Consider the following 26,180-nt stretch of genomic DNA (forward strand, 5'->3'; position numbering starts at 1 on the left):
GGCTTCCCGCTGCCCGACCCCACCGCCTCGCCGGCCCCGCCGCAACCCTGGGCCCCGCCGGATCCCCTCACGGCGCCGCAGCCCTGGGCCGCGCCCGGCAGCGCCGACGCCACGCCCACCGCCCCTACCGGGTACGGCCCGACCGGCGGCGTCCACGGCACGCCCGCCGCCCCCTACGGTCCGTCGGGCGGCGCTCTGCCCGGCCCGGGCACACCACCCGTCGGCTGGCCGCCGCCCGGGTATCCGCCGCCCGGGTATCCGCCGCCCTACGCCCACCCTGGGCGTCCCCCGGTTCACGTCCACCCCGGCTACCAGCCCGTCGGCGGCTCCGCGACGAGCGGGCGCTGGGTGGTCGGCATCGTCGCGGCGGCCCTCGCGGTGCTCGTCCTCGGCTTCTGCGGCTGCCTGGGGGCGGGCAACGCCCTGCTCGGGTGGTACGCCCCGGAGCCGGTGGCCGAGGATCCGTACGACGGCTACGACGACGGGGAGGAGGACGAGGACCCGACCTGGACTCCCCCCGCCCTCAGCCAGCCGGCGACGCCCGCCACCACCCCGTCCGGCGGGCCCGGCAGGTACCCGGTGTCGTACGAGGTGACCGGCACCGGCCGGGCCGACATCCAGTACTACGACGCCAACGGCGACTTCATCCGTCTGGAGGGGGTACGGCTGCCCTGGCGCGAGCGGATCCGCACCGATGACCCGAACCGGGTGGTGGTGATCGCCGGCGGCGACGACACCGGGCCCATCCGCTGCTCGGCCCAGGTCGGTGGCCGCACACCGGTGACCGAGGCCGGTGAGCCGGGTGCGCGGGTGACCTGCCAGCCGAGCTGACCGGACCGGCCGGGCCGTAGGCTGGCCACCGTGACGCCCCCCGATGTCGACCCGCTCGTGACCCGGATGCGTCCCTTCGGGACGACGATCTTCGCCGAGATGTCCGCGCTCGCCGTCCGCACCGGCGCGGTCAACCTGGGGCAGGGCTTCCCGGACGGCGACGGCCCGCCGGAGATGCTCGCCGCCGCGGCCGAGGCGCTGCGTACCGGCCAGAACCAGTACCCGCCGGGCCCCGGCATTCCCGCGCTACGCACGGCGGTCGCGGCCCATCAGCGCCGGTTCTGGGACCTGGAGTACGACCCGGACGGCGAGATCGTCGTCACGGCCGGCGCCACCGAGGCGATCGCCGCCAGCATCCTGGCTCTCTGCGAGCCCGGCGACGAGGTGGTCTGCTTCGAGCCGTACTACGACTCGTACGCCGCCTCGGTCGCCCTGGCCGGCGCGGTGCGGCGACCGGTCACGTTACGTCCCGACGAGGCCGGCCGGTACGCCTTCGACCCGGCGGAGCTGCGCGCCGCGTTCGGGCCCCGAACCCGGCTCGTCCTGCTCAACTCCCCGCACAACCCGACCGGCAAGGTCTTCACCCGCGACGAGCTGGCCCTGGTCGCCGAACTCTGTCAGGAGCACCGCGCGTACGCGGTGACCGACGAGGTGTACGAACACCTGGTCTTCACCGACGCCACCGACCGGCACCTGCCGCTGGCCGGCCTGCCCGGGATGCGGGAGCGGACGCTGCGGATCTCCTCGGCCGGCAAGACGTTCTCCTGCACAGGTTGGAAGATCGGCTGGGTGAGCGGCCCGGCCCCGCTGGTCTCGGCGGTGCTGCGGGTCAAGCAGTTCCTCACCTTCGTCAACGCCGCGCCGCTGCAGCCGGCGGTCGCCGTGGCGTTGGCCCTGCCGGACGCCTACTTCACCGGGTTCCGGGACGGCATGCAGCACCGGCGGGACCAACTCGTGGCCGGCCTGACCGATGCCGGCTTCGACGTGCTGCGCCCCGAGGGAACGTACTTCGTGACCGCCGACGTGACCGCGCTCGGTGGGCGGGACGGGGTCGAGTTCTGCCGGTCGCTGCCCGGACGCTGCGGGGTGGTCGCCGTGCCCACCCAGGTCTTCTACGACGACCCCGAGGCCGGACGGCGGCTGGTCCGGTTCGCCTTCTGCAAGCGGCCCGAGGTGCTCACCGAGGCGGTCGACCGGCTGCGCGGCCTCGCGACCAACCTCTGACCAAGGGTCGTCAGGAGGCGGGGCTGGCCGCCCGGACCTGGTCGGCGATGCGCTCGGCCACGGACCGGGCGGTCGCCTCGGTGGCGGCCTCGACCATCACCCGCACCAGCGGCTCGGTGCCGGACGGACGCAGCAGCACCCGACCGGTCTCCCCCAGCTCGGCCTCGGCCCGCTCGACCTCGGTACGTACGGCGGGCGCGGCGGCGCCGACGGTGCGGTCACCAACCGGCACGTTGATCAGCACCTGCGGCAGCTTGGTCACCACCGCCGCCAGGTCCGCCAGCGACCTGCCGGTCTGCGCCATCCGCGACATCAGGTGCAGCCCGGTCAGCACGCCGTCGCCGGTGGTGGCGTACGCCGGCATGACGATGTGGCCGCTCTGCTCGCCGCCGAGGGCGAGGCCGGAGGCGCGCAGCTCCTCCAGGACGTACCGGTCGCCGACCTTGGTCTCGACCAGGCGGATGCCCTGCGCGGACATCGCCAGGCGCAGGCCGAGGTTGCTCATCACGGTCGCGACCAGGGTGTCCTGGGTGAGCGCGCCGGCCTCCCGCATGGCGACGGCGAGGATGGCCATCACCTGGTCGCCGTCGACCTCGACGCCGTCGGCGGTCACCGCCACGCACCGGTCGGCGTCGCCGTCGTGCGCGATGCCCAGGTGCGCGCCGTGCTCGACCACGGCCTCGCGCAGCGCGTCGATGTGGTTGGAGCCGCACCCGTCGTTGATGTTGAGCCCGTCCGGCTCGGCGTGAATGGCGATCACCTCCGCGCCGGCCTCCCGGTAGGCGACCGGGGCGATCTCGGCCGCCGCGCCGTTGGCGCAGTCGACCACCACCTTGATCCCCTCCAGCCGGTGCGGCACCGTGCCGATCAGGTGCTGCACGTAGTGGTCCGCGCCGTCGAGCAGGTCGTGGACCCGGCCGACACCCGCGCCGATCGGGCGTTCCCAGGCGGTGGTGGCGTTCGCCTCGATCGCCGCCTCGATCCGCATCTCGATCTCGTCGGGCAGCTTGTGGCCGCCGGCGGCGAAGAGCTTGATGCCGTTGTCCGGCATCGGGTTGTGCGAGGCGGAGAGCATCACACCCAGGTCGGCCTTGGCCTCCGCGGTCAGGAACGCCACCGCCGGGGTGGGCAGCACGCCGACCCGAACCACGTTGGCTCCGGCGCTGGTCAGTCCGGCCACCACGGCCGCCTCCAGCATCTCGCCGCTGGCCCGGGTGTCCCGGCCCACCACGGCCAGCGGGGGATGGCTCCTGTCCGACTCGGCCAGTGTGTGCGCGGCGGCCACCGCCACCGCCAGCGCCAGTTCCGGGGTGAGATCCGCGTTCGCCCGCCCGCGTACGCCGTCCGTGCCGAACAACCGGCCCATAGCCGCCAACCTCCGATGAAACGGTCCCAGGGAAACAACGAACGGCCGGGCCGCCTCCCGTCGAGGGGAAGCGGACCCGGCCGTCCGTCAGAAGTACAACGTGCCGCTGAAGGTCAGCGCTTCGAGTACTGAGGAGCCTTACGGGCCTTCTTGAGGCCGTACTTCTTGCTCTCCTTGACCCGGGCGTCACGGGTCAGGAAGCCGGCCTTCTTCAGGGCCGGGCGGTCGTCCGGCTCGTTCACGATCAGCGCACGGGCGATGGCGAGCCGCAGGGCACCGGCCTGGCCGGTGGTGCCGCCGCCGCGCAGGTTGGCGATGACGTCGAACGCCTCGGGCTTCTCGGCGGTGACCAGCGGGTCCTTGATGAGCTGCTGGTGCACCTTGCTCGGGAAGTAGGCCTCGAGGTCACGGCCGTTGCAGGTGATCTTGCCACTGCCGGGGACGATGCGGACCCGGACGATGGCCTCCTTGCGCCGACCCACGGTCTGGATCGGGCGGTCACCACGAGGCGCGCGGGCGACGGGCGCCGGTGCCTCGGTGACCTCGGGGGCGACCTCGGTCTCGGTGATGTCGGTCATGCTGTTTCCTTCGCCCGCGCTCACTGCGCGATCTGCTTGATCTCGAACGGCACCGGCTGCTGCGCGCCGTGCGGGTGCTCGGCACCGGCGTAGACCTTCAGCTTCTTGATGAGCTGACGGCCGAGCTTGTTGTGCGGGAGCATCCCCTTCACAGCCAGCTCGACGGCCCGATCGGGACGCTTGGTCAGCAGCTCGTCGTAACCGACCCGCTTCAGACCACCTGGGTAGCCGGAGTGGCGGTAGGCGATCTTCTGCTGGCGCTTGTTGCCGGTCAGCGCGACCTTGCCCGCGTTCACGATGACGACGAAGTCGCCCGTGTCGACGTGCGGCGCGAAAGTCGGCTTGTGCTTACCACGCAACAGCGTGGCGGCGTGGGTCGCGAGGCGGCCCAGCACGACATCAGAGGCGTCGATAACGTGCCACTGACGCTCGATCTCACCCGGCTTCGGGCTGTACGTACGCACAGGTCTACCTTGTCTCGTCGTCGGTCTGGGGTCGCGCGCCGAGGTGACCGGGGCACCCAGTCGAACCAGCGCGCACGAACGACCAAGCGTACCTGATGCGGCACGCCTCTGAATGTCGTACAACAGCAGGCAACGATACCCGCCGCCCCGCCGGCAGGTCAAAACGGGGGGTAACCCAGCGTGGCCTGCGGCGGGGCGATGAGCCAGATCACACGCCGGCCAGCCGGCGGGCACCCGGTCGCAGGTACACCGCCCAGGTCAGCGCGAAGCAGAGCGCGTACCAGCCGATGAAGGCGAGGTAGGCGGCCTCGGCGTTGCCGGAGGTGAGGAAGGACTGCCGGAAGGCCACGTTGACCAGCACCCCACCGGAGGCGCCGACGGCCCCGGCGATACCGATCAACGAGCCGGAGAGCCGGCGGGCGCGCCGCTCGGCGGCCTCCACGTCGCCGGTCAGTTCGCCCTCGACCGCCGCCCGGGCCCGGAAGATCGCCGGGATCATCTTGTACGTCGAGCCGTTGCCGATGCCGGAGAAGACGAACAGGGACATGAAACCGGTCAGGTAGAGCGGGAAGGACTGCTCGCGGGCCGCGTACAGCACCAGCCCGGCGCCGGTCGCCATGCCGACGAAGTTCCAGAACGTCACCCGGGCCCCGCCGAGCCGGTCGGCGAGCTGCCCGCCCACCGGCCGGATCAGCGAGCCGATCAGCGGGCCGAGGAAGGTCAGCCAGGCGGCGTCCACCGGGGTCGGGAAGCGCTCGGCGAACTGGAGCTGGAGCACCTGCCCGAAGGCGAACCCGAACCCGATGAACGAGCCGAAGGTGCCGATGTAGAGCAGCGACATCACCCAGGTGTGCGGCTCGCGGACGGCCTCACGCAGCGCGCCCGGCTCGTTGCGGGCGTTCGGGAGGTTGTCCAGCCAGCGTGCCGAGGCCAGGGCCGCCAGCACGATCAGCGGCAGGTACACCGCCGGCACCAGCCGGGGGTACGCGGCCCCGGCGGTGGCCAGCACCGCCAGGCCGACCAACTGCACCGCGGGTACGCCCAGGTTGCCGCCACCGGCGTTGAGCCCCAGCGCCCGCCCCTTGAGCCGGTCCGGGAAGAACAGGTTGATGTTGGCCATCGAGGAGGCGAAGTTGCCTCCACCGACCCCGGTCAGACAGGCCAGCACCATGAGTGTGGTGTACGACACCCCTGGTTCCAGCAGGATCGTCATCGGCACCGCCGGCACCAGCAGCATCAGGGCGCTGACGATGGTCCAGTTCCGTCCGCCGAAGCGGGCCACGGCCAGGGTGTACGGCAGCCGCAGCACCGCGCCCAACGCGGCCGGCACGGCGGTGAGCAGGAACTTCCCCGCCGGGTCGATGCCGTACGCGGGCCCGAGGAAGAGCACGGTCACGGACCAGAGGCTCCACACGGAGAACCCGATGTGCTCGGCGAAGATGGAGACCCAGAGGTTGCGCCGGGCGATCCGCGCCCCGGTCGTACGCCAGAAGGTGGGATCCTCGGGACGCCACTCGTCGATGCGGTTCCGGCGCCCGGCTGTGGTCGCCGGGTCGGCGGTTGCTGTTGTCGTGGTGGCCAGCGTGCTCACGGCGGCTCCTCCTCGTCGGTATGACCAGCAGGACGTTAGGAACCGCTGGTTACGGCGGGAGTCCCGCCAGGAGTCGTTCCGGAAACGGGGATCGCACGGCCGCCTGGGAGCGGTGGTGAGACGGGTCAGAGCTGCTGAAGGATACGCAGCGCCCGGGCGACCCGCTGCATGGTCTCGGTGTCGGCGACGTCCACGCACTCGCTGAACCACTTCTTCATCGGCGAGGAGAGCCGGTCCGGCATCACCACGTACCCGCCCATCGGCACCGCGAGAGGGGAGTCGCGCAACAGGGCCGCCGCCACCACCTCGGCCACGATCACGATGGGCACGTCGGTGGAGTTGTAGACGTCGGAGCTGATCACCAACCCGAGCCGCTCGCGGGCACCGGAGATCCGCCAGACCTCGCCCCTACGCAGCACGCGGTCGTCCGCCGAAGAGCGCGTCGTCGACCATGGCGACCTCCCGGGCGTCGGCGAGCGCGGCGGACTCCAGGTCGATCCCGGCCCGGCCGACCGCGGCGGCGTGCGCGGTGAACACCTCGCGCAGCGCCTTCTCCCGGGCGGCCTGGTCCATCCAGGCGGAGAGCGACAGTCCCTCGCGCTTGGCGAACCGGCGCGCCTCCTCGATCGTCTCGTCCGAGAACGACAGCGTCACCTTGGCAGTCATGGCGGTCAGCCTACCCGTGGTATGACCACCAGTCATCCCCGGAGGAACGCGCCCACCGGCAAACCGGTCAAACCGGCACGGCTGGCGTGCCGGACCCAGGCCGGTCGCGTTCTCCACTGCGGTGTGAGGCGCTCTTGACAGGGCCGAAACAAACGAGACCCGGCCCGGAAACCCCCCGCCGGCACGCTTCTCGAGCATGACAGACGGTGCACGCGCCGCGACACGGCCGGGGATGCCGCCCCGTGAGGCGGAGACGCACTGCCCGTACTGCGCTCTCCAGTGCGGGATGGTCCTCCGCGACTCCGGCGACCGGGTGGAGGTGCTCCCCCGGCAGTTCCCCACCAACCGGGGCGGCCTCTGCCAGAAGGGCTGGACCGCCACCGAACTGCTGGACCACCCCGACCGGCTGACCACCCCGCTGCTGCGCGACCCGGCCAGCGGCGAACTGCGCCCGGCGACCTGGGAGGCGGCCCTCGACCGGGTCGCCACCGGCATCCACGCCATCCGGTCCGCGCACGGCCGGGACGCGGTCGCGGTCTTCGGCGGCGGCGGGCTCACCAACGAGAAGGCGTACGCGCTCGGCAAGTTCGCCCGGGTGGCGCTGCGTACCCGCAACATCGACTACAACGGCCGGTGGTGCATGTCCTCCGCGGCGGCGGCCGGCATCCGTGCCTTCGGCATCGACCGGGGGCTGCCGTTCCCGCTGGCCGACCTGGGCCGGGCCGACACCCTGCTGCTGGTCGGGGCGAACCCGGCGGAGACCATGCCACCGCTGATGCGGCACGTCACCGACCAGCGGGAGCGCGGCGGCCGGCTGATCGTGGTCGACCCCCGGGTCACCGCCACCGCCCGTCAGGCGGACCTGCACCTGCAACCACTGCCCGGCACCGACCTGGCGGTGGCCAACGCGCTGCTGCACATCGCCGTCACCGAGGGTCTGGTCGACAAGGCGTACGTCGACGCCCGGACCACCGGCTTCGAGCAGGTCCGCCGCACCGTCGCCGGGTACTGGCCGGCCGAGGTGGAACGCCTCTCCGGGGTGCCGGTGGCCGACCTGGAAGAGACCGTCCGGGCCCTCGCCCGCGGCAGCGCGATCATCCTCACCGCCCGGGGCGCCGAGCAGCACGCCAAGGGCGTCGACACGGTCAGCGCGTTCGTCAACCTGGCGCTCGCCCTGGGCCTGCCCGGCCGCCCCGGCTCCGGTTACGGCTGCCTCACCGGCCAGGGCAACGGCCAGGGCGGCCGGGAGCACGGGCAGAAGGCCGACCAGCTCCCCGGGTACCGGAAGATCGACGACCCGGCGGCCCGGACGCACGTGGCCGGGGTGTGGGGTGTCGACCCGGACGACCTGCCCGGGCCCGGGGTGCCGGCGTACCAGCTGCTCGACTCGCTGGGCACGCCCGGCGGGCCCCGCGCGCTACTCGTCTTCGGCTCCAACCCGGTGGTCTCCGCGCCCCGGGCCGCCCGGGTCACCGAACGGCTGCGCGGGCTCGACCTGCTGGTGGTGGCCGACTTCCTGCTCTCCGAGACGGCGGCGCTGGCCGACGTGGTGCTGCCGGTGGCCCAGTGGGCCGAGGAGGAGGGCACCATGACCAACCTGGAGGGACGGGTGCTGCGCCGCCAGGCACTGCGCCCGCCGCCGCCCGGTGTCCGCACCGACCTGGACATCCTCGCCGGCCTGGCCACCCGTCTGACCGGCACCGACGCCGCGTTCCCCACCGACCCCCGCGCGGTCTTCGCCGAGCTGCGGCGGGCCTCCGCCGGCGGTCCGGCCGACTACGCCGGTGTCACCTGGGAGCGGATCGAGCGGGACGAGGGGACGTTCTGGCCCTGCCCCGACCCGGACGGGCCGGACACCCCGCGCCTCTTCGCCGACCGGTTCCCCACCCCCGACGGGCGGGCCCGGTTCCACCCGGTCAGCCACCGCCCGGCGGCAGAGGAGGTCTGCGCCGAGTACCCGCTGCACTTCACCACGGGACGGGTGCTCGCCCAGTACCAGTCCGGCACGCAGACCCGACGGGTCGCCGCGCTGCGCAAGGCCGCGCCGCGCGGCTTCGTCGAGCTGCACCCGGACCTGGCCGACCGGCTCGGCGTCGACGACGGCGACGAGCTGATCGTCACCTCCCGCCGGGGCGAGCTGCGCGCGCCCGCCCGGCTCAGCCCGGCGATCCGGCCGGACACCGTTTTCGCGCCGTTCCACTGGGGCGGCGCGGCCCGGGCCAACTCCGTGACCAACGACGCGACGGACCCGGTCTCCGGGATGCCCGAGTTCAAGATCTGCGCCGTACGGGTGGAGAAGGCATGAACGAACCCCAGGACCCGCACCGCACCGCCCCACCGCACGACCGGCCCACACCCAGCGGAGGACGGCCATGAACATCGTCGTCGTCGGGTACGGCATGGCCGGTTCCCGGCTCGCCGCGGAGTTGCACGCCAGGAGCGCCGACCACAAGGTCACCGTGCTCGGGGCGGAGCCGCACCGCGCGTACAACCGGATCATGTTGTCCACCCTGCTCGCCGGGAAGATCGACGAGCCGGACATGGAACTGGCCGAGGTCGCCGGGCAGGGCGTGGACGTGCGTACCGGTGCCGGCGTCGTCGCCGTCGACCGGATCGCCCGGGAGGTGCGCACCGACGACGGCGACCGGATCAGCTACGACCACCTGGTGCTCGCCACCGGCAGCCGGGCCGTGGTGCCGCCGCTGGCCGGGATCGACCCGGCGGACCTGCCGGCGCGGGTGGTGGCCTTCCGCACCCTGGACGACTGCCGGCGGATCCTCGCCGTCGCCCGGGACGCCCGCAGCGTCCTGGTGCTCGGCGGTGGGCTGCTCGGGCTGGAGGCGGCCCGCGGGCTCGCCGCCCGGGGCCTCGACGTCACCGTGGTGCACCCGATGGGGCACCTGATGGAACGGCAACTCGACCCGGCCGCCGGGGCGGTACTCGCGGGCACCCTCGAGGAACTGGGCGTGCGGACCGAACTGGCGGTCGCGGCGTCCGGCGTCGACGTGGACGCCGACGAGATCCGGCTGCGCCTGACCGACGGCCGTACGCTCGCCGCCGACCTGCTGGTGCTCTCCTGCGGCGTACGCCCCGACACCGAGCTGGCCGTCGCCGCCGGGCTGACCGTGGAGCGGGGCGTGGTGGTCGACGACCGGCTGCGCACCAGCGACCCGGACATCTCGGCGATCGGCGACTGTGCCCAGCACGACGGCGCGGTGACCGGGCTGGTCGCCCCGGCCTGGGCGCAGGCCCGGGTGGTGGCGCAGGTGCTGACCGGGGAGGACCCGACCGCCCGCTACCGGCCCCGGCCACCGGTGACCCGGCTGAAGGCGGCCGGGATCGACCTGGCCGCCATGGGCGACCCGAGCACCGGCCCCGGCGAGGAGCTGACCTTCGCCGACCCGGCCCGTGGCACGTACGCCCGGCTGCGCATCCACCAGGAGCGGCTCACCGGCGCGATCCTGCTCGGCGACAACCCCTCCGTCGGCGCGGTGGTGCAGCTCTTCGACCGGGGCGGTCCGGTGCCCGTCGACCGGCGGGCGTTGCTGCTCGGACGGGCGTTGGGCACGGCGGCGGCGCCGGCCGGCTCCCCTGCCCTGATGCCCGACGCGACGACCGTCTGCCAGTGCAACGACGTGCCCAAGCGGGCGCTGGTGGCCTGCTGGCGGGCGGGTGCCCGGACGGTCGACGACGTGGTCGCCGCGACCCGGGCCGGCACCGGCTGTGGCGGCTGCCGCGACGCGGTCGCCGGCATCGTCGCCTGGCTCTCGGAGGCGGACTCCGTGGCGGTGCCCCGATGAGCGGACAAGAGGCGAGAACGGACGCGATGACACCGCGAGGAGGTGACGCGATGACCGGCGGACGATTGGTCGTCGTCGGCAACGGCATGGTCGGGCAACGGTTCGTCGAGGCGCTACGCGCCCGCGACCACGACCGCCGCTGGCAGGTGACGGTGCTCGCCGAGGAACACCGGCCGGCGTACGACCGGGTGCGGCTCTCGGCGTTCTTCGACGGGGTGAGCGTCGAGGAGTTGAACCTGCACACCCCGGACGACGGGGTGGACCTGCGCCTCGGCGAGCCGGCCACCGGCTTCGACCGGGAGCGGCGGGTGGTCACCACCGCGGCCGGCGAGTACCCGTACGACGCGCTGGTCCTCGCCACCGGGTCGTACCCCTTCGTGCCGCCGGTGGCCGGCGCGGACCTGCCCGGGGTCTTCGTCTACCGGACCCTGGACGACCTCGCGGCGATCCGCGACCACGCGGCCGGCCGGCGGGTCGGCGCGGTGATCGGCGGCGGCCTGCTCGGGCTGGAGGCGGCCAACGCGCTGCGCCTGCTGGGCCTGGAAACCCACGTGATCGAGTTCGCGCCCCGGCTGATGCCGGTGCAGGTCGACGAGGCCGGCGGGGCGATGCTCCGCCGCTGGGTCGCCGACCTCGGCGTCACCACCCACCTCGGGGTGGCCACCACCGCGCTGCGTCCCGGCCCGGACGGCACGGTCGCCGGGCTGGAACTCTCCGACGGTGCCACCGTCGACGCCGAGCTGGTGGTGGTGGCCGCCGGCATCCGCCCCCAGGACGCACTCGCCAGGGCCGCCGGGTTGCCGGTGGGGCCGCGCGGCGGGGTGCTGGTCGACGCCACCTGCCGGACCGACGACGAGCGGATCTGGGCGGTCGGCGAGTGCGCGGCCGTGGACGGCACCTGCCACGGCCTGGTCGCCCCCGGGTACGCGATGGCCGAGGTGGTGGCCGACCGGCTGCTCGGCGGCGCGGCGACCTTCCCCGGCGCGGACACCGCCACCAAGCTCAAGCTGCTCGGCGTGGACGTGGCCTCGTTCGGCGACGCCCACGGCACCGCGCCGGGCTGCCTGGACGTGACGTTCACCGACCCGGTGACCCGCTCGTACGCGAAGCTGGTCCTCTCCGACGACGCGCAGACGCTGCTCGGCGGCGTGCTGGTCGGGGACGCCAGCGCCTACCCGACGCTGCGGGCCAGCGTCGGCGGGCCGTTGCCGGCTCCCCCGCTGGCGTTGCTGGCGCCGGCCGGCGGGGCGGGCGCCGGGGCCGGCATGTTGCCCGGCACGGCACAGGTCTGCTCCTGCAACGCGGTCACCAGGGACGACATCGACACGGCGATCGCCGGCGGCGCGTGCGACGTGCCGGCGCTGAAGGCGTGCACCCGGGCCGGCACCAGCTGCGGATCCTGCGTGCCGATGCTCAAGCAGCTGCTCGACGCGGCCGGGGTGAAGCAGTCCACCGCGCTCTGCGAGCACTTCGACGCCAGCCGGCAGGAACTGTTCGACATCATCCGGGTCCGCGGCATCCGCACCTTCTCCCAGCTGGTCACCGAGCACGGGCGGGGACGTGGCTGCGACATCTGCAAGCCGGTGGTGGCCTCGATCCTCGCCTCGCTGGGCACCGGGCACGTGCTCGACGGTGAGCAGGCGTCGTTGCAGGACACCAACGACCACTTCCTGGCGAACCTGCAACGCGACGGCAGCTACTCGGTGGTGCCCCGGATCCCCGGCGGCGAGATCACCCCGGAGAAGCTGATCGTGATCGGCGAGGTGGCCCGCGACTTCCAGCTCTACACGAAGATCACCGGCGGGCAGCGGATCGACCTGTTCGGGGCCCGGGTGGAGCAGCTGCCGCAGATCTGGCGCCGGCTGGTCGACGCCGGCTTCGAGTCCGGCCACGCGTACGGCAAGGCGCTGCGGACGGTGAAGTCCTGCGTCGGCGAGACCTGGTGCCGGTACGGGGTGCAGGACTCGGTAGGGCTGGCCGTCGCGTTGGAGCTGCGGTACCGGGGCCTGCGTGCCCCGCACAAGCTCAAGTCGGCGGTCTCCGGCTGCGCCCGGGAGTGCGCCGAGGCCCGCAGCAAGGACTTCGGCATCATCGCCACGGAGACCGGCTGGAACCTCTACGTCGGCGGAAACGGCGGTTTCCGCCCCCGGCACGCCGACCTGTTCGCCACTGACCTGTCCACAGAAGCACTGATCCAACTCATCGACAGGTTCCTGATGTACTACATCCGCACCGCCGACCGCTTGCAACGCACCGCCGCCTGGATCGAGGCGATGGAGGGCGGTCTCGACCACCTGCGGTCGGTGATCGTGGACGACTCGCTCGGGCTCTGCGCCGAACTCGACGCGGCGATGGCCAGGCACGTCACCTCCTACTCCGACGAGTGGCGTGACGTCCTCGACGACCCGGAGCGGCTGCGCCGGTTCACCTCCTTCGTCAACGCCCCCGAGGTGCCCGACCCGTCGATCACCTTCGCCGTGGAGCGCGGCCAGCCGGTGCCGGCACGTGGAGGGCCACCGACCGGTGGGGAGCGGCGCCGCCAGCCCGTCGCGCTGGGACTGCCGGAGGTGCGGCGATGACCCGGGCGCTGACACGCAACTGGACGGTGGTCTGCCAGCTCGACCAGCTGGAGCCCGACCGGGGCGTGGCCGCCCTGGTCGACGGGGTGCAGGTGGCGCTCTTCCGTACCGGCGACGAGTTGTACGCGGTCGACAACCTCGACCCGGTGGGCGGGGCGTACGTGATGTCCCGGGGCATCGTGGGCAGCCGGGGCGGGGTGCCGACCGTCGCCTCCCCGCTACACAAGCAGGTCTACGACCTGCGGACCGGTGAATGCCTCGACCTGCCCGGGGTGACCCTGCCGGTGCACCAGGTCCGCTGCCGGGACGGGCTGGTCGAGGTGTGGTTACGACAGGAGGAGTGATGCGGGATGAACTGGCCGGCTTCACCATCGGCGTGACCGCCGACCGGCGACGCGACGAACTGGCGGCGCTGCTGCAACGACGCGGGGCCCGGGTGGTGCTCGCCCCTGCCCTACGGATCGTGCCGCTGGCCGACGACAGCGACCTGCGCGAGGCGACCCGGGCCTGCCTGGAACGGCCGCCGGACGTCCTGATGGCGAACACCGGCATCGGGATGCGCGGCTGGCTGGAGGCGGCCGAGGGCTGGGGGTTGGCCGAGCCGCTGCGTTCGGTGCTGTCCCGCTCGTACGTGGTGGCCCGGGGGCCGAAGGCGCGGGGCGCGATCCGGGCCGCCGGGCTGCACGACCAGTGGTCGCCGGACTCGGAGAGCTGCGAGGAGGTGGTGGGCCACCTCCTCCGGAGGGGGGTGGCCGGCCAGGTCGTCGCCATGCAGTTGCACGGCGACCGGCAGCCGGAGTGCACCGAGGCGCTGGAGGCGGCCGGGGCCACGGTGATCGAGGTGCCGGTCTACCGGTGGGCGCCGCCCACCGACCCGGCCCCGCTGCACCGGCTGATCGACCTGGTCGCCGGCCGGCTGGTCGACGCGGTGACCTTCACCTCCGCGCCGGCCGCCGAGGCGATGCTGCGGGCGGCTGGCGACCGGGCCGACACGGTGCTGGAGGCGTTGCGCGGGGACGTGCTGGCCAGCTGCGTGGGTGCGGTCACCGCGGAGCCGCTGGTACGCCGGGGGGTGCCGGTGAGCGCGCCGGGCCGGGCCCGGCTGGGCGCGCTGGTCCGGCAGATCGTGGACGAGTTGCCGCGGCGTACGGTGACCGTGAAGGCGGCCGGGCACCTGCTGACCCTGCGCGGGCACGCGGCCGTGGTCGACGGTGAGCTGCGCCCGCTGGCCCCCGCCCCGATGGCGGTCCTGCGGGCGTTGGCCGCGTCGCCGGGGAAGGTGCTGTCCCGCACCGCCCTGCTGCGTACCCTGCCGCGCGGGGCGGACGAGCACGCGGTGGAGATGGCCGTCGCCCGGCTCCGGGTGGGGTTGAACGCGCCCCGCGTGGTGCAGACCGTGGTCAAGCGCGGCTACCGCCTCCGGGTCGACTGACAGGCCGGCCCGGCGGGGGCTGACGCCGGATGCGGAACATGGCGGTGTCGGAAGTCTTCCGACACCGCCATGTTCCGCATGACGGGGTTGGGCGGCGGCCCCCGCGGCTCAGCCGACCGGGGCGTACCCGCGGCCGTGCTCGGCCTCGAGACGCTGCATGGCGTGCTCGACCACGGTCACCAGCACCCGCTTCACCGACTCCCGGTCCCGGGCGTCGCACAGCACCAGCGGCACGTCCGACGGGACGGCCAGCGCCTCGCGGATCTCCTCCAGTTCGTAGTGCGGTGCGCCGTCGAACCGGTTCAGCGCCACCACGTACGGCAGTCGGCGGTTCTCGAAGTAGTCCAGCGGCGCGAAGGCGTCGGTGATCCGGCGGGTGTCCACCAGCACGGCCGCGCCCACCGCACCACGGATGATCTCGTCCCACATGAACCAGAAGCGGGTCTGGCCGGGGGTGCCGAAGAGGTACAGGATCAGGTCCTGCGCCATGGTGATCCGGCCGAAGTCCATGGCGACCGTGGTGGTCTCCTTGCCGGGCACCTTCGACGGATCGTCGATGCCCACCCCGGCCGCCGTCATCAGCGCCTCGGTGGTCAGCGGCGTGATCTCGGAGATCGCCCCCACCAGGGTCGTCTTGCCGACGCCGAAACCACCCGCGACCACGATCTTCGCGGAGATGATCTCCCGGCTGCGGCGCGCCCCGGCGGGGTCATAGTTCGCGAAGTCCACTTAGCACCCTTCCCAGCAGGTTCATTCGCTCCTCGTAGCCCGTGGCGGGAGCGGCAGTGTGTAGCGTCAGCAGGCCCTCGGCCACCATGTCGGCGACCAGCACCCGGGTGACGCCCAGCGGCATCCGGGTGTACGCGGCGATCTCCGCCAGCGACTGCGCCCGACCCTCGCAGACCGTGGCGATGCGGTACTTGTCGTAGCCGGCGAACCGTGCCTCGGCGGCCTGGGTGGGAGTGGCCGACATGACCGCCTCCAGGGCGATGTCCCGGCTCGGCTCGGTACGCCCCCGGGTGACCGCGTACGGTCGCACCAACGCACCGCGCGGGTCCCGCCGTGGTTCCATCCGTGATCACCTCCTCCCGCCCGGCGCCGCACCGGTGCCGGATCCCCCGTTCCTCGCCGGACGCGAACGCGCCCGGCGTCGTACCGTGCCGGTCAGGAGCGCACCGCGTCGCGTGGCAGCGGCACCAGTGCGGCGCCCACCCGCTCCACCAGCAGGGCCATCTCGTAGCCGACCTGGCCGACGTCGCAGCTGCGGGCGGCGAGCACGGCCATCGACGACCCGTCACTGATCGACATCAGGAACAGGTAGCCGCTGTCCATCTCGATGACGGTCTGGAGCACACCGCCCGCGCTGAACATCCGGGCGGCGCCCTCGGTCAGGCTCACCACACCGGAGGTGATCGCCGCCAGTTGGTCCGCCCGGTCCGGCGGCAGGTCCCGGGAGGAGGCGAGCAGCAGCCCGTCCGCGGACACCGCCACCACGTGGGCGATGCCCGCCACGCTGTCGGCGAAGTTGGTGAGCAGCCAACCCATGTCCTGCATGGCCGCTGGCCTGTTCATCGGCGCGTCTCCTTGGTCGAGGTGCTGTTCTGGTCCGTACCGGCGGATCGGCCGCGCTGCACACCGCGGTGGTAGGCGGAGAGCAGACCGCGTACTTCGTCCGGGGTGCGCCGGCTGCGGTCCCGGCCCCCCTTCGGCTCGATGCCGCCCGGGACGAGCTGGGCCTGGGGTACCCGCTTCGGCAGCCCCGAACGGGTGGTGCCCCCGTTGGCCGGCTCGGCGGCGCGGGTCGCCCGCGACCAGCCGTCGTCGGCCGCGGTCCGCCAGGCCTCCGACTCGGAACCGGACGGTGGGACGGGGGACGGCGCCGGTGCCGCCGGCGGCGGCGGGTACGACGAGGGTGGCGTGACCGACGGGGTCCCGGCCGCGTTCGGGGCGCTCGGCACCCGGGTCGGCAGCGGCGGTCGGGACGGGGTCGACGGGGTGTCGTCCGGCCGCGCCACGGCTGGTGGCTCCTCGTCGAAGTTGGGCCGGGTGAAGATCGCGGTGGCGTCGTCCCCGTGGGAACGGAACCAGACCGCCTCCATCTCCCGGAAGATCGGCGAGTCCGCCGGGCGTTCCGGGCGGGTGACCACCGGCGCGGCCGGCACGGTGGCCGGGTACGCCGCCGCGGGAGCGGCCGACGCCGGGGCGGCGGCGAACGGCGCCGCCGGGGTGAACGGGGTGGGCGCCGCAGCGGGAGGCTCGGCGGTGGACGCCCCGGCGACCGGCCCGAGCGGCAGCGTCGGCGCGGGCTCGGCCACCGGCGCCCGCCTCGGCAGCGGGCTGATGACCGGGTTGGCCACCGTCGGGGTGCCGACGGAAAAGCCGTACGACGACTCGGCCGGCGGCCCCGAGGCCGGTGCGGCGGAGGCGGGCGCCGCCGAGGCCGGCACGGCGGAGGTGGGCACGGCCGGGACCGGGACGCCGAACCCGACCGCCGGGGCGCTGTCCCGCCCGTCGACCGGCGGTCGCCACGGGGCGGGGGCCGGCGGGGTGGTCCGCCACTGGTCGGTGAGGGTGGCCGCGCCGGCCCGCCCGGCGGTCGCCGGCTCGCCGAGGCCCGCCGAGGCCTGCTCGACCGCCATCGGCTGCCGCTGCCGGGGCAGTGCGGTGTCCCGGCCCCGGTGCGAGGGGAGCACCACCGTGGAGTTCGGCAGGGTGATCTGGGCGACGGTGCCGCCCTCGACATTGCGGCGCAGCTCCACCCGGATGCCGTAGCGGGAGGCGAGCCGGCTCACCACGGCCAGACCCATCAACCGGAACGCGGCCACGTCCACGCTCGGCGGCGCGGCCAGCCGGCGGTTCAGCGAGTCGAGCTGCTCCTCGTTGAGGCCCAGGCCACGGTCCTCGATCTGGATCAGCACGTAGTCACGGATCCGGCGGCCGTCGGCGACCACGGTGGTGGTCGGCGGCGAGAAACGGGTCGCGTTGTCGAGCAGCTCGGCGACGAGGCGCACCACGTCGTTGACCGCGTGGGCGGCCACCGAGACGTCGGTGTCGACGGTGCCGAACTCGATCCGGTTGTAGAGCTCGACCTCGGACTGGGCGGCCCGCAGCACATCCACCAGCAGCGCGTCGTCACGGCGCGGCACGGCCGAGTCGGCGCCGGCGAGGACGAGCAGGTTCTCGTCGTTGCGGCGCATCCGGGTGGCCAGGTGGTCGAGTTCGAAGAGCTGGGCGAGACGCTTCGGGTCCTCCTCGCCGCGCTCGATGGCGTCCAGCTCGCCGATCATCCGGTCGACCAGGGTCTGCGACCGGCGGGCCAGGTTGAGGAACATCGCCGAGACGCTGGTCCGCAGGGCCGCCTGCTCGGCGGCGACCCGGACGGCCTCCCGGTGGACGACGTTGAAGGCCAGGGCCACCTGCCCCACCTCGTCCCTGTTCTCCAGCCGGATCGGGTCGCGGACCTGGCGGACGATCTCCTCCACGCCGCCGTCGCCGACGCTGCCCATGTTCTGCAACCGCTTCACCGCGTCCGGCAGGTCGTGGTTGGCCACCGAGAGGGCGCCCTCGCGCAGCCGGCGCAGCGAGTGGTTGAGCGAGCGGGCCAGCACCACCGCGAGGGAGACGGCGATGGCCAGGGTGAGCAGCACCAGCACCGACTCCACCACGGCCTGCCGGATGACGTCGCTGCGGGCCTCCTCGGCCCGGTCGAGCAGCCGGTCCTGGAGTCGGATCTCCGCCCACCGCATGAGGTCGTTGACCGCGCCGATCGAGGCCGCCGCGTCGGCCGCGCTGACCAGCGGTTGCTGCCCGACCGAGCGGGTGATGTCGGCGGCCACCCGGTCGGCGAGACCGACCGCGTCACCGGAGACGGTGCCCTCGACCAGGGCACGCTGGTCGGGCGCGGCGGCCAGCGAGAAGGCGCCCAGGGCCTCCTGCTGCCCGGTCAGCGTGGTGACGAAGGCGGAGAACTGCTCCTCGTCGACCTGGCCGCCGCTGAGCGCGGTGTACGCGACGGCCTCCTCCTCGGCGACCGCCGCCTTCGCGCGGCTGAACGCGGCGACCGCCCGCCGGGCGTCCGCGAGGCTGTCCTGCCCGGGGAGCTGCGCCAGGGCGTCGCCGTAAGCGACCAGGTCGGTGAGGATGATGCCGTACCGCAGGGTGGCCGAGGCGACCGGCATCTGCCGGCGGTCGAGCACCTCCTGGCGGGTGCCGTTGAGCGTTTCCAGGTGCTCGTCGATGACCGTCAGCCGGTCCTGCACGTCGGACGGCACGTCGCCGACCCGGTCGCGCTCGGCGCGGTACTCGGTGATCCGCTCGTCGGTGGCCCGTACCCGCAGGTTGTAGTCGTCGACCCGCTGTTGCGGGTTGGCCAGGTAGACGGCCGCAGCCATCCGCTCCTTGTGCAGGTTCTGGGTGAGGGCGGAGACGTCGGCCGAGAGCGCTGTCATCGACCTGATCCGGGTGGCGTCGACGGCGCCCTCACCGGTGGAGACGAGTCGGATAGTTGCCAGAGCGATGACCGCGGCGAGTGGGACCACCAGAATGAGGGCGAGTTTGGACCGGATCCGGACGTCCCGCAGCCGGGGCAGCCGCCGCCCCCGGTCGCGGTCGGCGGTCTTGCCGATTTCGGGCAGGGTCGTCGGTCCGGTGCTCACGACATCGCCTCCGTCGTTTCTTCCGCGCCTGCCCCGCCGACCACGCCTGGTGCGGCGGAGAGCGCCACGCGCGGCACGGCCGCGATTTCATCAGAGATGATCGCGTTTGGGAAGCCGCAGTGGGACGGGAACCGCTCAGCCGGCGACCTGGTCACCTTCGGGCCTCATTCCCGCGCACACTCTGAACAGGCATTGTCACTCCAGAGTGGCTGGTCGCCTCTGCGGAGTGAGCATCTGTAAATATTTGATGACGCCAACATGTGGGAAAGCCGTCCCGAAACCTCTCCCCCGGTGCTCCGCGCTTGACCGCGGCACCCCGGCATTGGCAAGGTTTTGCAGGCTTCGCGCACACCGTACGGCAGGCAATCCCGTTTCTCTACTGAGGACGGGCACTAGCGGCGGTGACGGGGCTTCGCCCGCGCCGCATCTGGAGGACTGAGTTGAGCCCCATCCGCTCCGCGACCATCGTGGCGCTCGCATCGGCCGTACTGGCCACCACGCTCACCGGCTGCTCGTTCGGCGCGGAGCAGGAGGACAGCACACCGATCGTCGTCGCCGCCGACCTGGAGCTCTCCGGTGCCTCCGCGCCGATCGGCAAGGCGTACCAGCGGGCGCTGGAACTGAAGGTCGAGCAGCTCAACTCCTCGGGTGCGCTGGGCGAGCGGAGGATCGAGCTGCGGGTGAAGGACAACCGTTCCGACGCCAGCGAGTCGCTGCGCAACATCGGCGACTTCAGCAACGATTCCTCGGTCAGCGCGATCATCATGGGCGGCTGCAACGAATGCGCCGTCGGGGCGGTCCGGACCATCAACGAGAAGAAGATCCCCACCATCGCGCTCGCCGCGTCCGGTGCCGTCAGCGATCCGGTCGCCGACCGACGGTACGTCTTCAAGCTGGCCCCCAACGCGGCGGACAGCGCCGCGGTGCTCACCACCGAACTGCGTCGCAAGGGGGTCCGGCGGGCTGCCGTCCTGCACAGCGACGACGACTACGGCCGGGAGGGCCTGTCCGCGCTGCGTGGTGAGTTCGACAAGGTCGGTATCCGGCTGTCCCGCAGCGAGTCGGTCCGTGCCACCGACACCGACGTGTCGCAACAGGTCCGCCGACTGACCGCCGGCAGCCCGCAGGCGCTGGTCATCTGGACCCCGCCGGAGCAGGCCGCGCTCGCCGCCACCGGCGTGCGGGAGGCGGACTTCACCGGGTCGCTCTTCCTCGACGCGGCGGCGGCCGGTGACCTCTTCCTCGGCGGCGCCGCCCGCTCCACCGAGAAGGCCACCCTGATCTTCACCCAGACCATGGTGATCGACGACGTCATCGCCACCAGTCCCGCCAAGGCCGCCCGTAGGCAGTGGTTCCAGGCCTACACCGCCCGGTTCGGCGGCTACAACGGGTTCTCCTCCTTCGCCGCCGACGCCGTCCAGCTGATCGTCGACGCCGTCCGGCGGGCCGGCGGTGACACGATCGACCGGGACGCCCTGCGCGACGTGCTCGAGACCTCCCAGATGGACGGTCTCTCCGGACCGATCCGGATGACCCCGGACAACCACTCCGGGCTGATGCCGCAGGCGTTGACGACGCTGGTCGCGCGCGGCGGACGCTGGCGGTTGGCGGGCTGACCCCGGCCACCGGGCCCCGCGTGACCCGTCAGCGGGCGCTGGTGGTGGCCCGCAGCCAGGGCAGGGCCAGGCGCTCGACCAGGGAGAGGGCTGCGTAGAGCACGATGCTCATGAGGGCGATCAGCACGATGGCCGCCCAGGCCGTGGCGGTGTCCCCGATGCCGTTGTACTGGAGGATCTGGTAGCCCAGGCCGGGCTTGTCGGAGTAGAACTCCCCGATCACCGCGCCGATCGCGGCCAGCGGCATCGCCACCTTGAGCCCGACGAAGATCTGCGGGAGGGCTGCCGGAAAGCGGACCTTGCGGAACGCCTGCCACCAGGAGGCGTTCAGCGACCGGGCCAACTCGGCCAGGTCCGCCGGGGTGGTGGTCAGCCCGGTCGCCGTGGAGAGCACGATCGGAAAGAAGCAGAGCAGGAAGACCATGGTCAGAATCGGCTTCTCGCCCCAGCCGACCGAGACCACCAGCAGCGGGCCCAGGGCGATCTTCGGTACCGCGTTGACCGCCACCAGCAGCGGCGCGAACATCCGCTCCACCCGCCGGGAGGCGGCCAGCGCCATCCCGATCAGCACCCCGGCGACCGTCGAGAGCAGGAAGCCGAGCAGCGTCATCGACGTGGTCACGCCCAACGCCGGCAGCAGCACGTCGGCGGTGCCCGACAGCGCGGCCCAGACGTCCTGCGGTGGGGGCAGCGACGCCGGGTGGACCAGTTCCAGCCCGGCGGTGACCAGCCACCAGACGGCCAACGCGATCAGTAGGCCGAGCAGCGGCAGGCCGACGGCCCCGGCCCGCCACTCCGACGTGCGGGGCGGCGTGGTCGGGGTCGTGGCGGCCACCGCCGGCGGCTTCGTCCCGGCCGGCCCGGAGGGGGTACGCATCCGTGTCACGGTCTCTCATTCCTCTCCTGCCGGCCGCGGCCGGCACGCGACGGGGGTACGGTCACCAGGCGTCCCGGTGACCGCACCCCCGTGGCCCGGTTGGTCGGCGATCAGGCCTTCGGCGTGAGGTTGAAGTCGATGATCTGGTCCGGCGTGATGTTCGACTTGAGCGCGCCCGCCCCCTGCAACAGCGCGATGCTCTTGGCGACCCGCTCGCTGTCCAGCGTGCCGATGGCGGTGCCGGAGTTGCTGGAGCGGACGTAGGCGGCCATCAGCTGGAGTTCGGCGGCAGCCGCGGCCGGCACGGTCGCGGGGACGTTCTTCTTCAGCAGCTCGGCGGCTTCCTGCGGGTTGGCCAGGGCGTACTCCAGGCCCTTGAGCAGCGCCGCGGTGAAGCGCTTGACCGTCTCCGGCTTCTCCTTGGCGAGCTTGCTGGAGGTGATCAGCGCGTTGCCGTAGAGATCGGTCATCACGTCGCTGTACGGCAGCACGACCGGCTTCTTCTTGGTGACCGTCTCGACGGTGGGCTGGCCCACCACGAACTGGCCGATGCCGTCGACGGTGCCGGAGGCCAGCATGCCCATCAGGGTCTGCGCCTCGCCGTTGACGAAGGTGACCCTGCTGGCGTCCACACCGGCCAGGCGGGCGTACGTCGGGAAGAGCAGACGCACCACGGAGGTGGGGGTGTCGGCGAGCTTCTTGCCCTCGAGGTCCTTCGGCGTGGCGATGTTCTTGCCCTCGACGCTGACCACGGCGGCCATGGTGCGCTGCTGGATCGCCGCCACCGCGACGAAGTCCTTCGCGGCGCCGTTGCCGAGCTGGAGCAGGCCACCGGTCAGGTCGATCGGGCCGAAGTCGGCCTGACCGCCCACGACGGTCTGGATGACCGAGCCGGTGCCCTGGCCCGGCTTGATCTCCACGTCGAAGCCGGCCTCCTTGAAGAAGCCCTTCTCCTTGGCCACCCAGGCGTACGAGTCGCGGCCGAAGTTGCCGAACGAGGTGAGATAGGTCACCTTCTCCGGCGTCTTGCCATCGCCGGCGCCGGCGTTGGATTTGTCGTCGTCGCCGCTGCATCCGGAGACCAGGGCGAGAGCGGCGGCCAGGGCGGCCGCGGCGACCGTACGGGTCAGCCTTGTCATCTGTGCACCATGTCCTTTCCGACCGGGCTCTGCTCACCCGGAGGGGTCGTTGGTCAGGCGGCACCGGCGCGAGGGGGAGACGGCACCACCGTCGTGAAGGGACTCTTCGCGCCGACAGCGTACGAGAATCCCACGGTGACGACGCCAGTCGGCGTGGATTGCGGATCGGAAACAACTGGCGTTCCACCCCGGACGGTGCGCGAGGGCGGAACCCCGGATAGTGTTTGTCCGATTCTGATCCATCACTCAGGGGAGGCCCGGCGGAGATGATCCGACTCGCCGACGTGTCGCGTACGTTCGCCGGCCGGTCCGGGCAGGTGGAGGCGCTGCGCGGCATCGACCTCGACGTCGCCGAGGGCGAGTTCGTCGCGGTGCTCGGCCGCTCCGGCTGCGGCAAGTCGACCCTGCTGCGGATGGTCGCCGGTCTGTTGCCGACGACCGGCGGCGAGATCACCGTCGGCGGTGACCGGGTCACCGGGCCGCGCCGCGACATCGCCATGCTCTTCCAGCGGCCCGCCCTGCTCCCCTGGCGCACCGTGCTCGACAACGTGCTGCTGCCGGCGGAGATCTTCGGCTGGAGCCGGGCGAAACACCGCGACCGGGCCCGCCGGCTGCTCGACATGGCCGGGCTCGGCGGCTTCGAGAAGCGGCTGCCACACGAACTCTCCGGCGGCATGCAACAGCGGGTGTCGCTGTGCCGGTCCCTGATCGGCGAACCCCGGGTGATGCTGATGGACGAACCCTTCTCCGCCCTGGACGCGCTCACCCGCGAGGAACTCTCCGGCGAACTGCAGCGGGTGCACATGGAGACCGGAGCGACCGTCGTCTTCGTCACCCACTCCATCGACGAGGCGGTGCTGCTGGCCGACCGGGTGGTCGTGCTCAGCCCACGCCCGGGCCGGATCCGCAGGGTCGTCCCGGTGACGATCCCCCGGCCGCGCACCCTCGGCCGCAACGCCCACCTGGCCGACGTGGCCCGGGTCAGCGCCGAGCTGCACGAGCTGCTGATGGAACGCGAGGCGCCGGCACCGGTCGGGATGGAGGGACGATGAGCATGCGGGTGGCTGTCTTCACCGAACCGCACCGCGGCGCGAGCTACGACGACCAGCTGCGCTTCGCGCGCCTGGTCGAGGCCGGCGGGTTCGACGGCTTCTTCCGCGCCGACCACTATCAGGCGATGGGGGAAACAGCGGGGTTGCCCGGCCCCACCGACGCCTGGCTCACCCTCGCCGCGCTGGCCCGGGAGACCTCCCGGATCCGGCTCGGCACCCTGGTCAGCTCGGCCACCTTCCGGCTCCCCGGGCCGCTGGCCGTGATGGTGGCCCAGGTGGACCAGATGAGCGGCGGTCGCGTCGAGCTGGGCATCGGCGCCGGCTGGTACCAACGGGAGCACACCTCGTACGGCATTCCCTTCCCGCCGGTGGCCGAACGCTTCGACCGGCTCGCCGAGCAGCTGGAGATCCTCACCGGCCTGTGGCGTACCCCGGTCGGCGCCAGCTTCAACCACACGGGGCAGCACTACCGGCTGGTGGACGCCCCCGCGCTGCCCAAACCCGTGCAGCAGCCCGGGCCACCGGTGATCATCGGCGGGCGCGGCCCGAAACGCACCCCCGAGCTGGCCGCCCGGTACGCCGACGAGTTCAACATGCCGTTCACGTCGGTCGAGGAGACCGCCGCCGCCTACGAGCGAGTACGTGAGGCCTGCGACCGGACCGGACGTACCGGGTCGGGAAGGGCGCCCCTGGTGCTCTCCGCCGGGGTGGTGGTGGCGATCGGACGCACCGACGCGGAGGCCCGGCGACGGGCGGCCCCGCTGCACGTCGCGAGCGCCCTGCCACCGGAGGACCCGGTGGTCGGCTCTCCCGCACAGCTCGTCGACCGGCTCGGCGAGTTCGCCGCGGCCGGGGCCACCCGGGTGCACCTGCGCCTGATCGAACTGGACGACCTGGACCACCTGGAGCTCATCGCCGCCGAGGTGCTCCCCCAACTGGACGGAACCCGATGACCGACACCACCCACGACGCCGCGCTCGGCCCGGTCGGGCAGGAGATCGTCTTCGAGAACGACAAGGTCCGGGTGTGGCACATCCGGCTGGAACCGGGCGAGCGCCAGCCGCTGCACCGGCACGACCACCCGTACCTGGTGGTGGCGATTCAGGGGGCGAAGAACGTGGTGCAGACCGTCGACGGCACCCTGATCGACGCCGACGAGCCCACCGGTGGGGTGGTCTACCGGGACCCCGGTGCCATCCACATGCTCACCAACATCGGCGACACGACGTACCTGGCCCGGCTGGTCGAGCTGAAGTAACCCCAGGTCGACGCCTCGCCGCGCCACAGTGGCGATCGGGCGCAACGGGCCGTAACGTGCCGGACATGGCCTTTCGGACGTGGGGCAGACCGCTGCTCACCGCACTCGGGGTGAGCGTGCTGGCCGGGGCCGGCCAGCTCGGCATCGCGTACGGCTTCGGCATCATCCGGCTCACCGGTGCCTTCACCGACGGCACGGTCAATCGGTGGCCTGCCCAGCTCGCCTGGGTGGGCTGGTTCGCGATGGCCGCCGCCGTGGCCGGGGCGGTCGTCGCCGGGCGGCTCGCCCGCCGGGACGGGGTATCCGAGAGCACCGGCCTCCAGCTCGCCGTCGCCGGTGCCGCCGCGCTCGGCGCCACCGTGGTCGCCCCGCTGTGCATGCAGCCCGCGCGGGCCGCCGTGCTCGGCGCCGTCGCCCAACCGGGGGCCGTCGGGGTCTGTGCGACGGTCGGGGCTCTGGTGGGCGCGGGAGCAGCCTGCGCCGTTCTGCTGAGGCCGCCGCTGGGCTGGAACATGGCCATGCTGACCGGCGCGGTCTGGTTGATCGCGTTGCTCTCCGTCGCGCCGGGGCTGCTGTCGTCCGGGCCGCTGCACACCGTACGCCTCGCCGTGCTGGAGCCGTCCTGGCTGGACGCCGACGCGGCGCAGCGGCTGGCGCTGGTGCTGCTGCCCACGGTGGCACTGCTCGCCGGGGCCGCGACCGGCGGCCTGGCCCGCTGGCAGGGGTACGCCCCGCTGATCGGCGGGGCCGCCGGGGCCACCGGTCCGGTGCTGCTCGCGTTCGCCTACCTGACGGCCGGGCCGGGCGACTCCAGCGACCGCTACCAGCTCGCCCCGTACTACGGGGCGATGATCGCGGTGGCGGCCGGCGCGCTCGGCTCGGCCGCCACCACGCTGGTGCGCTGGCCGCTCGTTCCGGCCCGGCCCGGCGACGACGCGATCACGCCCACCGACATCCTGCGCCCGCTGCCCGGTGGGGCCGCTCCCACCCCGGCGACCGCCGCCGGACCATTCCTGGCCCCGGCCAACGTACCCACCCCCGCGGCACCCCGC

At 73.0% G+C, this 26,180-nt stretch carries 23 protein-coding genes and 1 pseudogene; 12 read left to right on the forward strand and 12 right to left on the reverse strand.

The genetic code is table 11. The annotated features are described in order from the left end of the window. Together E1165_RS17560 and E1165_RS17565 are read left to right on the forward strand one after the other, a co-directional pair. Window positions 1–831, forward strand: an 831-nt coding sequence (locus E1165_RS17560) for an MmpS family transport accessory protein (RefSeq protein ID WP_371687358.1), incomplete at its 5' end; no start/stop codon positions are given. A gap of 30 nt (window positions 832–861) precedes the next feature. Beyond that, on the forward strand, window positions 862–2,055 hold the full coding sequence (locus E1165_RS17565) for a pyridoxal phosphate-dependent aminotransferase (RefSeq protein ID WP_132392792.1): 1,194 nt from the start codon (window positions 862–864) through the stop codon (window positions 2,053–2,055). 10 nt (window positions 2,056–2,065) lie between these two features. Here E1165_RS17565 and glmM read toward each other — a convergent pair whose 3' ends face one another. From glmM to E1165_RS17595, 6 genes are all read right to left on the reverse strand, one after another. Next, window positions 2,066–3,421, reverse strand: a complete 1,356-nt coding sequence (glmM, locus tag E1165_RS17570) for a phosphoglucosamine mutase (RefSeq protein ID WP_132392794.1) — start codon at window positions 3,419–3,421, stop codon at window positions 2,066–2,068. A 113-nt stretch (window positions 3,422–3,534) separates the two neighbouring features. After that, window positions 3,535–3,999: a 30S ribosomal protein S9 gene (rpsI, locus tag E1165_RS17575; protein WP_132392796.1), complete on the reverse strand. Its 465-nt coding sequence runs from the start codon at window positions 3,997–3,999 to the stop codon at window positions 3,535–3,537. Between the two features lie 20 nt (window positions 4,000–4,019). Beyond that, window positions 4,020–4,463, reverse strand: coding sequence for a 50S ribosomal protein L13 (gene rplM, locus E1165_RS17580; protein WP_132392798.1), 444 nt, complete (start codon window positions 4,461–4,463; stop codon window positions 4,020–4,022). Between the two features lie 208 nt (window positions 4,464–4,671). Continuing rightward, entirely contained in the window at window positions 4,672–6,045 is a 1,374-nt protein-coding gene (locus E1165_RS17585) for a nitrate/nitrite transporter (protein WP_371687359.1), read from the reverse strand. A 134-nt stretch (window positions 6,046–6,179) separates the two neighbouring features. Next, window positions 6,180–6,473, reverse strand: a complete 294-nt coding sequence (locus E1165_RS17590) for a type II toxin-antitoxin system PemK/MazF family toxin (protein WP_132392802.1) — start codon at window positions 6,471–6,473, stop codon at window positions 6,180–6,182. After that, the gene (locus E1165_RS17595; RefSeq protein ID WP_132392804.1) at window positions 6,463–6,720 is read right to left on the reverse strand and encodes a DUF6364 family protein; all 258 of its coding nucleotides are present in this window, start codon (window positions 6,718–6,720) and stop codon (window positions 6,463–6,465) included. Before E1165_RS17595 ends, E1165_RS17590 begins: the two co-directional genes overlap by 11 nt. Window positions 6,721–6,916: 196 nt before the next feature. On the opposite strand from E1165_RS17595, the gene E1165_RS17600 reads away from it, so the two are divergent. The 5 genes from E1165_RS17600 (at window position 6,917) to E1165_RS17620 (ending at window position 14,531) form a co-directional block, all read left to right on the forward strand. Further along, window positions 6,917–9,025, forward strand: a complete 2,109-nt coding sequence (locus E1165_RS17600) for a molybdopterin oxidoreductase family protein (RefSeq protein ID WP_132392806.1) — start codon at window positions 6,917–6,919, stop codon at window positions 9,023–9,025. Window positions 9,026–9,092: 67 nt separating this feature from the next. Then, complete coding sequence (locus E1165_RS17605; protein ID WP_132392808.1) at window positions 9,093–10,520, forward strand: FAD-dependent oxidoreductase; 1,428 nt, start codon at window positions 9,093–9,095, stop codon at window positions 10,518–10,520. Between the two features lie 50 nt (window positions 10,521–10,570). Beyond that, window positions 10,571–13,099 (forward strand): nitrite reductase large subunit NirB, encoded by a 2,529-nt coding sequence (gene nirB / locus E1165_RS17610; RefSeq protein WP_132392810.1) that lies wholly within the window; start codon window positions 10,571–10,573, stop codon window positions 13,097–13,099. Further along, on the forward strand, window positions 13,096–13,443 hold the full coding sequence (nirD, locus tag E1165_RS17615) for a nitrite reductase small subunit NirD (protein WP_132392812.1): 348 nt from the start codon (window positions 13,096–13,098) through the stop codon (window positions 13,441–13,443). Before nirB ends, nirD begins: the two co-directional genes overlap by 4 nt. Further along, window positions 13,443–14,531 carry a uroporphyrinogen-III synthase gene (locus E1165_RS17620; protein ID WP_132392814.1) on the forward strand — a complete coding sequence of 363 codons (1,089 nt, stop codon included), beginning with the start codon at window positions 13,443–13,445 and terminating at the stop codon, window positions 14,529–14,531. Before nirD ends, E1165_RS17620 begins: the two co-directional genes overlap by 1 nt. A 108-nt stretch (window positions 14,532–14,639) precedes the next feature. On the opposite strand, the gene E1165_RS17625 is transcribed toward E1165_RS17620, so the two are convergent. From E1165_RS17625 to E1165_RS17640, 4 genes are all read right to left on the reverse strand, one after another. Beyond that, the gene (locus E1165_RS17625) at window positions 14,640–15,260 is read right to left on the reverse strand and encodes an ATP/GTP-binding protein (protein WP_132392816.1); all 621 of its coding nucleotides are present in this window, start codon (window positions 15,258–15,260) and stop codon (window positions 14,640–14,642) included. Continuing rightward, on the reverse strand, window positions 15,241–15,603 hold the full coding sequence (locus tag E1165_RS17630; RefSeq protein WP_132392818.1) for a DUF742 domain-containing protein: 363 nt from the start codon (window positions 15,601–15,603) through the stop codon (window positions 15,241–15,243). Before E1165_RS17630 ends, E1165_RS17625 begins: the two co-directional genes overlap by 20 nt. A 92-nt stretch (window positions 15,604–15,695) precedes the next feature. After that, a complete protein-coding gene (locus E1165_RS17635) occupies window positions 15,696–16,103 on the reverse strand; it encodes a roadblock/LC7 domain-containing protein (RefSeq protein WP_088976088.1) in 408 nt (135 codons plus the stop codon). Beyond that, the gene (locus tag E1165_RS17640; RefSeq protein WP_132392820.1) at window positions 16,100–19,186 is read right to left on the reverse strand and encodes a sensor histidine kinase; all 3,087 of its coding nucleotides are present in this window, start codon (window positions 19,184–19,186) and stop codon (window positions 16,100–16,102) included. Before E1165_RS17640 ends, E1165_RS17635 begins: the two co-directional genes overlap by 4 nt. Before the next feature lie 440 nt (window positions 19,187–19,626). Between E1165_RS17640 and E1165_RS17645 the strand changes: the two genes are divergently transcribed. Beyond that, window positions 19,627–20,802: an ABC transporter substrate-binding protein gene (locus tag E1165_RS17645; RefSeq protein ID WP_132392822.1), complete on the forward strand. Its 1,176-nt coding sequence runs from the start codon at window positions 19,627–19,629 to the stop codon at window positions 20,800–20,802. Window positions 20,803–20,830: 28 nt separating this feature from the next. Here E1165_RS17645 and E1165_RS17650 read toward each other — a convergent pair whose 3' ends face one another. Continuing rightward, window positions 20,831–21,679 (reverse strand): ABC transporter permease, encoded by an 849-nt coding sequence (locus E1165_RS17650; protein WP_132392824.1) that lies wholly within the window; start codon window positions 21,677–21,679, stop codon window positions 20,831–20,833. 110 nt (window positions 21,680–21,789) lie between these two features. After that, complete coding sequence (locus E1165_RS17655) at window positions 21,790–22,818, reverse strand: ABC transporter substrate-binding protein (protein WP_132392826.1); 1,029 nt, start codon at window positions 22,816–22,818, stop codon at window positions 21,790–21,792. 266 nt (window positions 22,819–23,084) lie between these two features. On the opposite strand from E1165_RS17655, the gene E1165_RS17660 reads away from it, so the two are divergent. The 4 genes and pseudogenes from E1165_RS17660 to E1165_RS17675 all read left to right on the forward strand — a co-directional run. Continuing rightward, on the forward strand, window positions 23,085–23,870 hold the full coding sequence (locus E1165_RS17660) for an ABC transporter ATP-binding protein (RefSeq protein WP_132392828.1): 786 nt from the start codon (window positions 23,085–23,087) through the stop codon (window positions 23,868–23,870). 2 nt (window positions 23,871–23,872) lie between these two features. After that, complete coding sequence (locus E1165_RS17665) at window positions 23,873–24,823, forward strand: LLM class F420-dependent oxidoreductase (protein ID WP_132392834.1); 951 nt, start codon at window positions 23,873–23,875, stop codon at window positions 24,821–24,823. Next, window positions 24,820–25,128, forward strand: coding sequence for a cupin (locus tag E1165_RS17670; protein WP_132392830.1), 309 nt, complete (start codon window positions 24,820–24,822; stop codon window positions 25,126–25,128). Before E1165_RS17665 ends, E1165_RS17670 begins: the two co-directional genes overlap by 4 nt. 65 nt (window positions 25,129–25,193) lie before the next feature. Then, window positions 25,194–26,180, forward strand: a pseudogene (locus E1165_RS17675) (hypothetical protein); the annotation flags it as partial.

It is taken from the genome of Micromonospora sp. KC723, assembly GCF_004348595.1.
Classification (GTDB): Bacteria; Actinomycetota; Actinomycetes; order Mycobacteriales; family Micromonosporaceae; genus Micromonospora.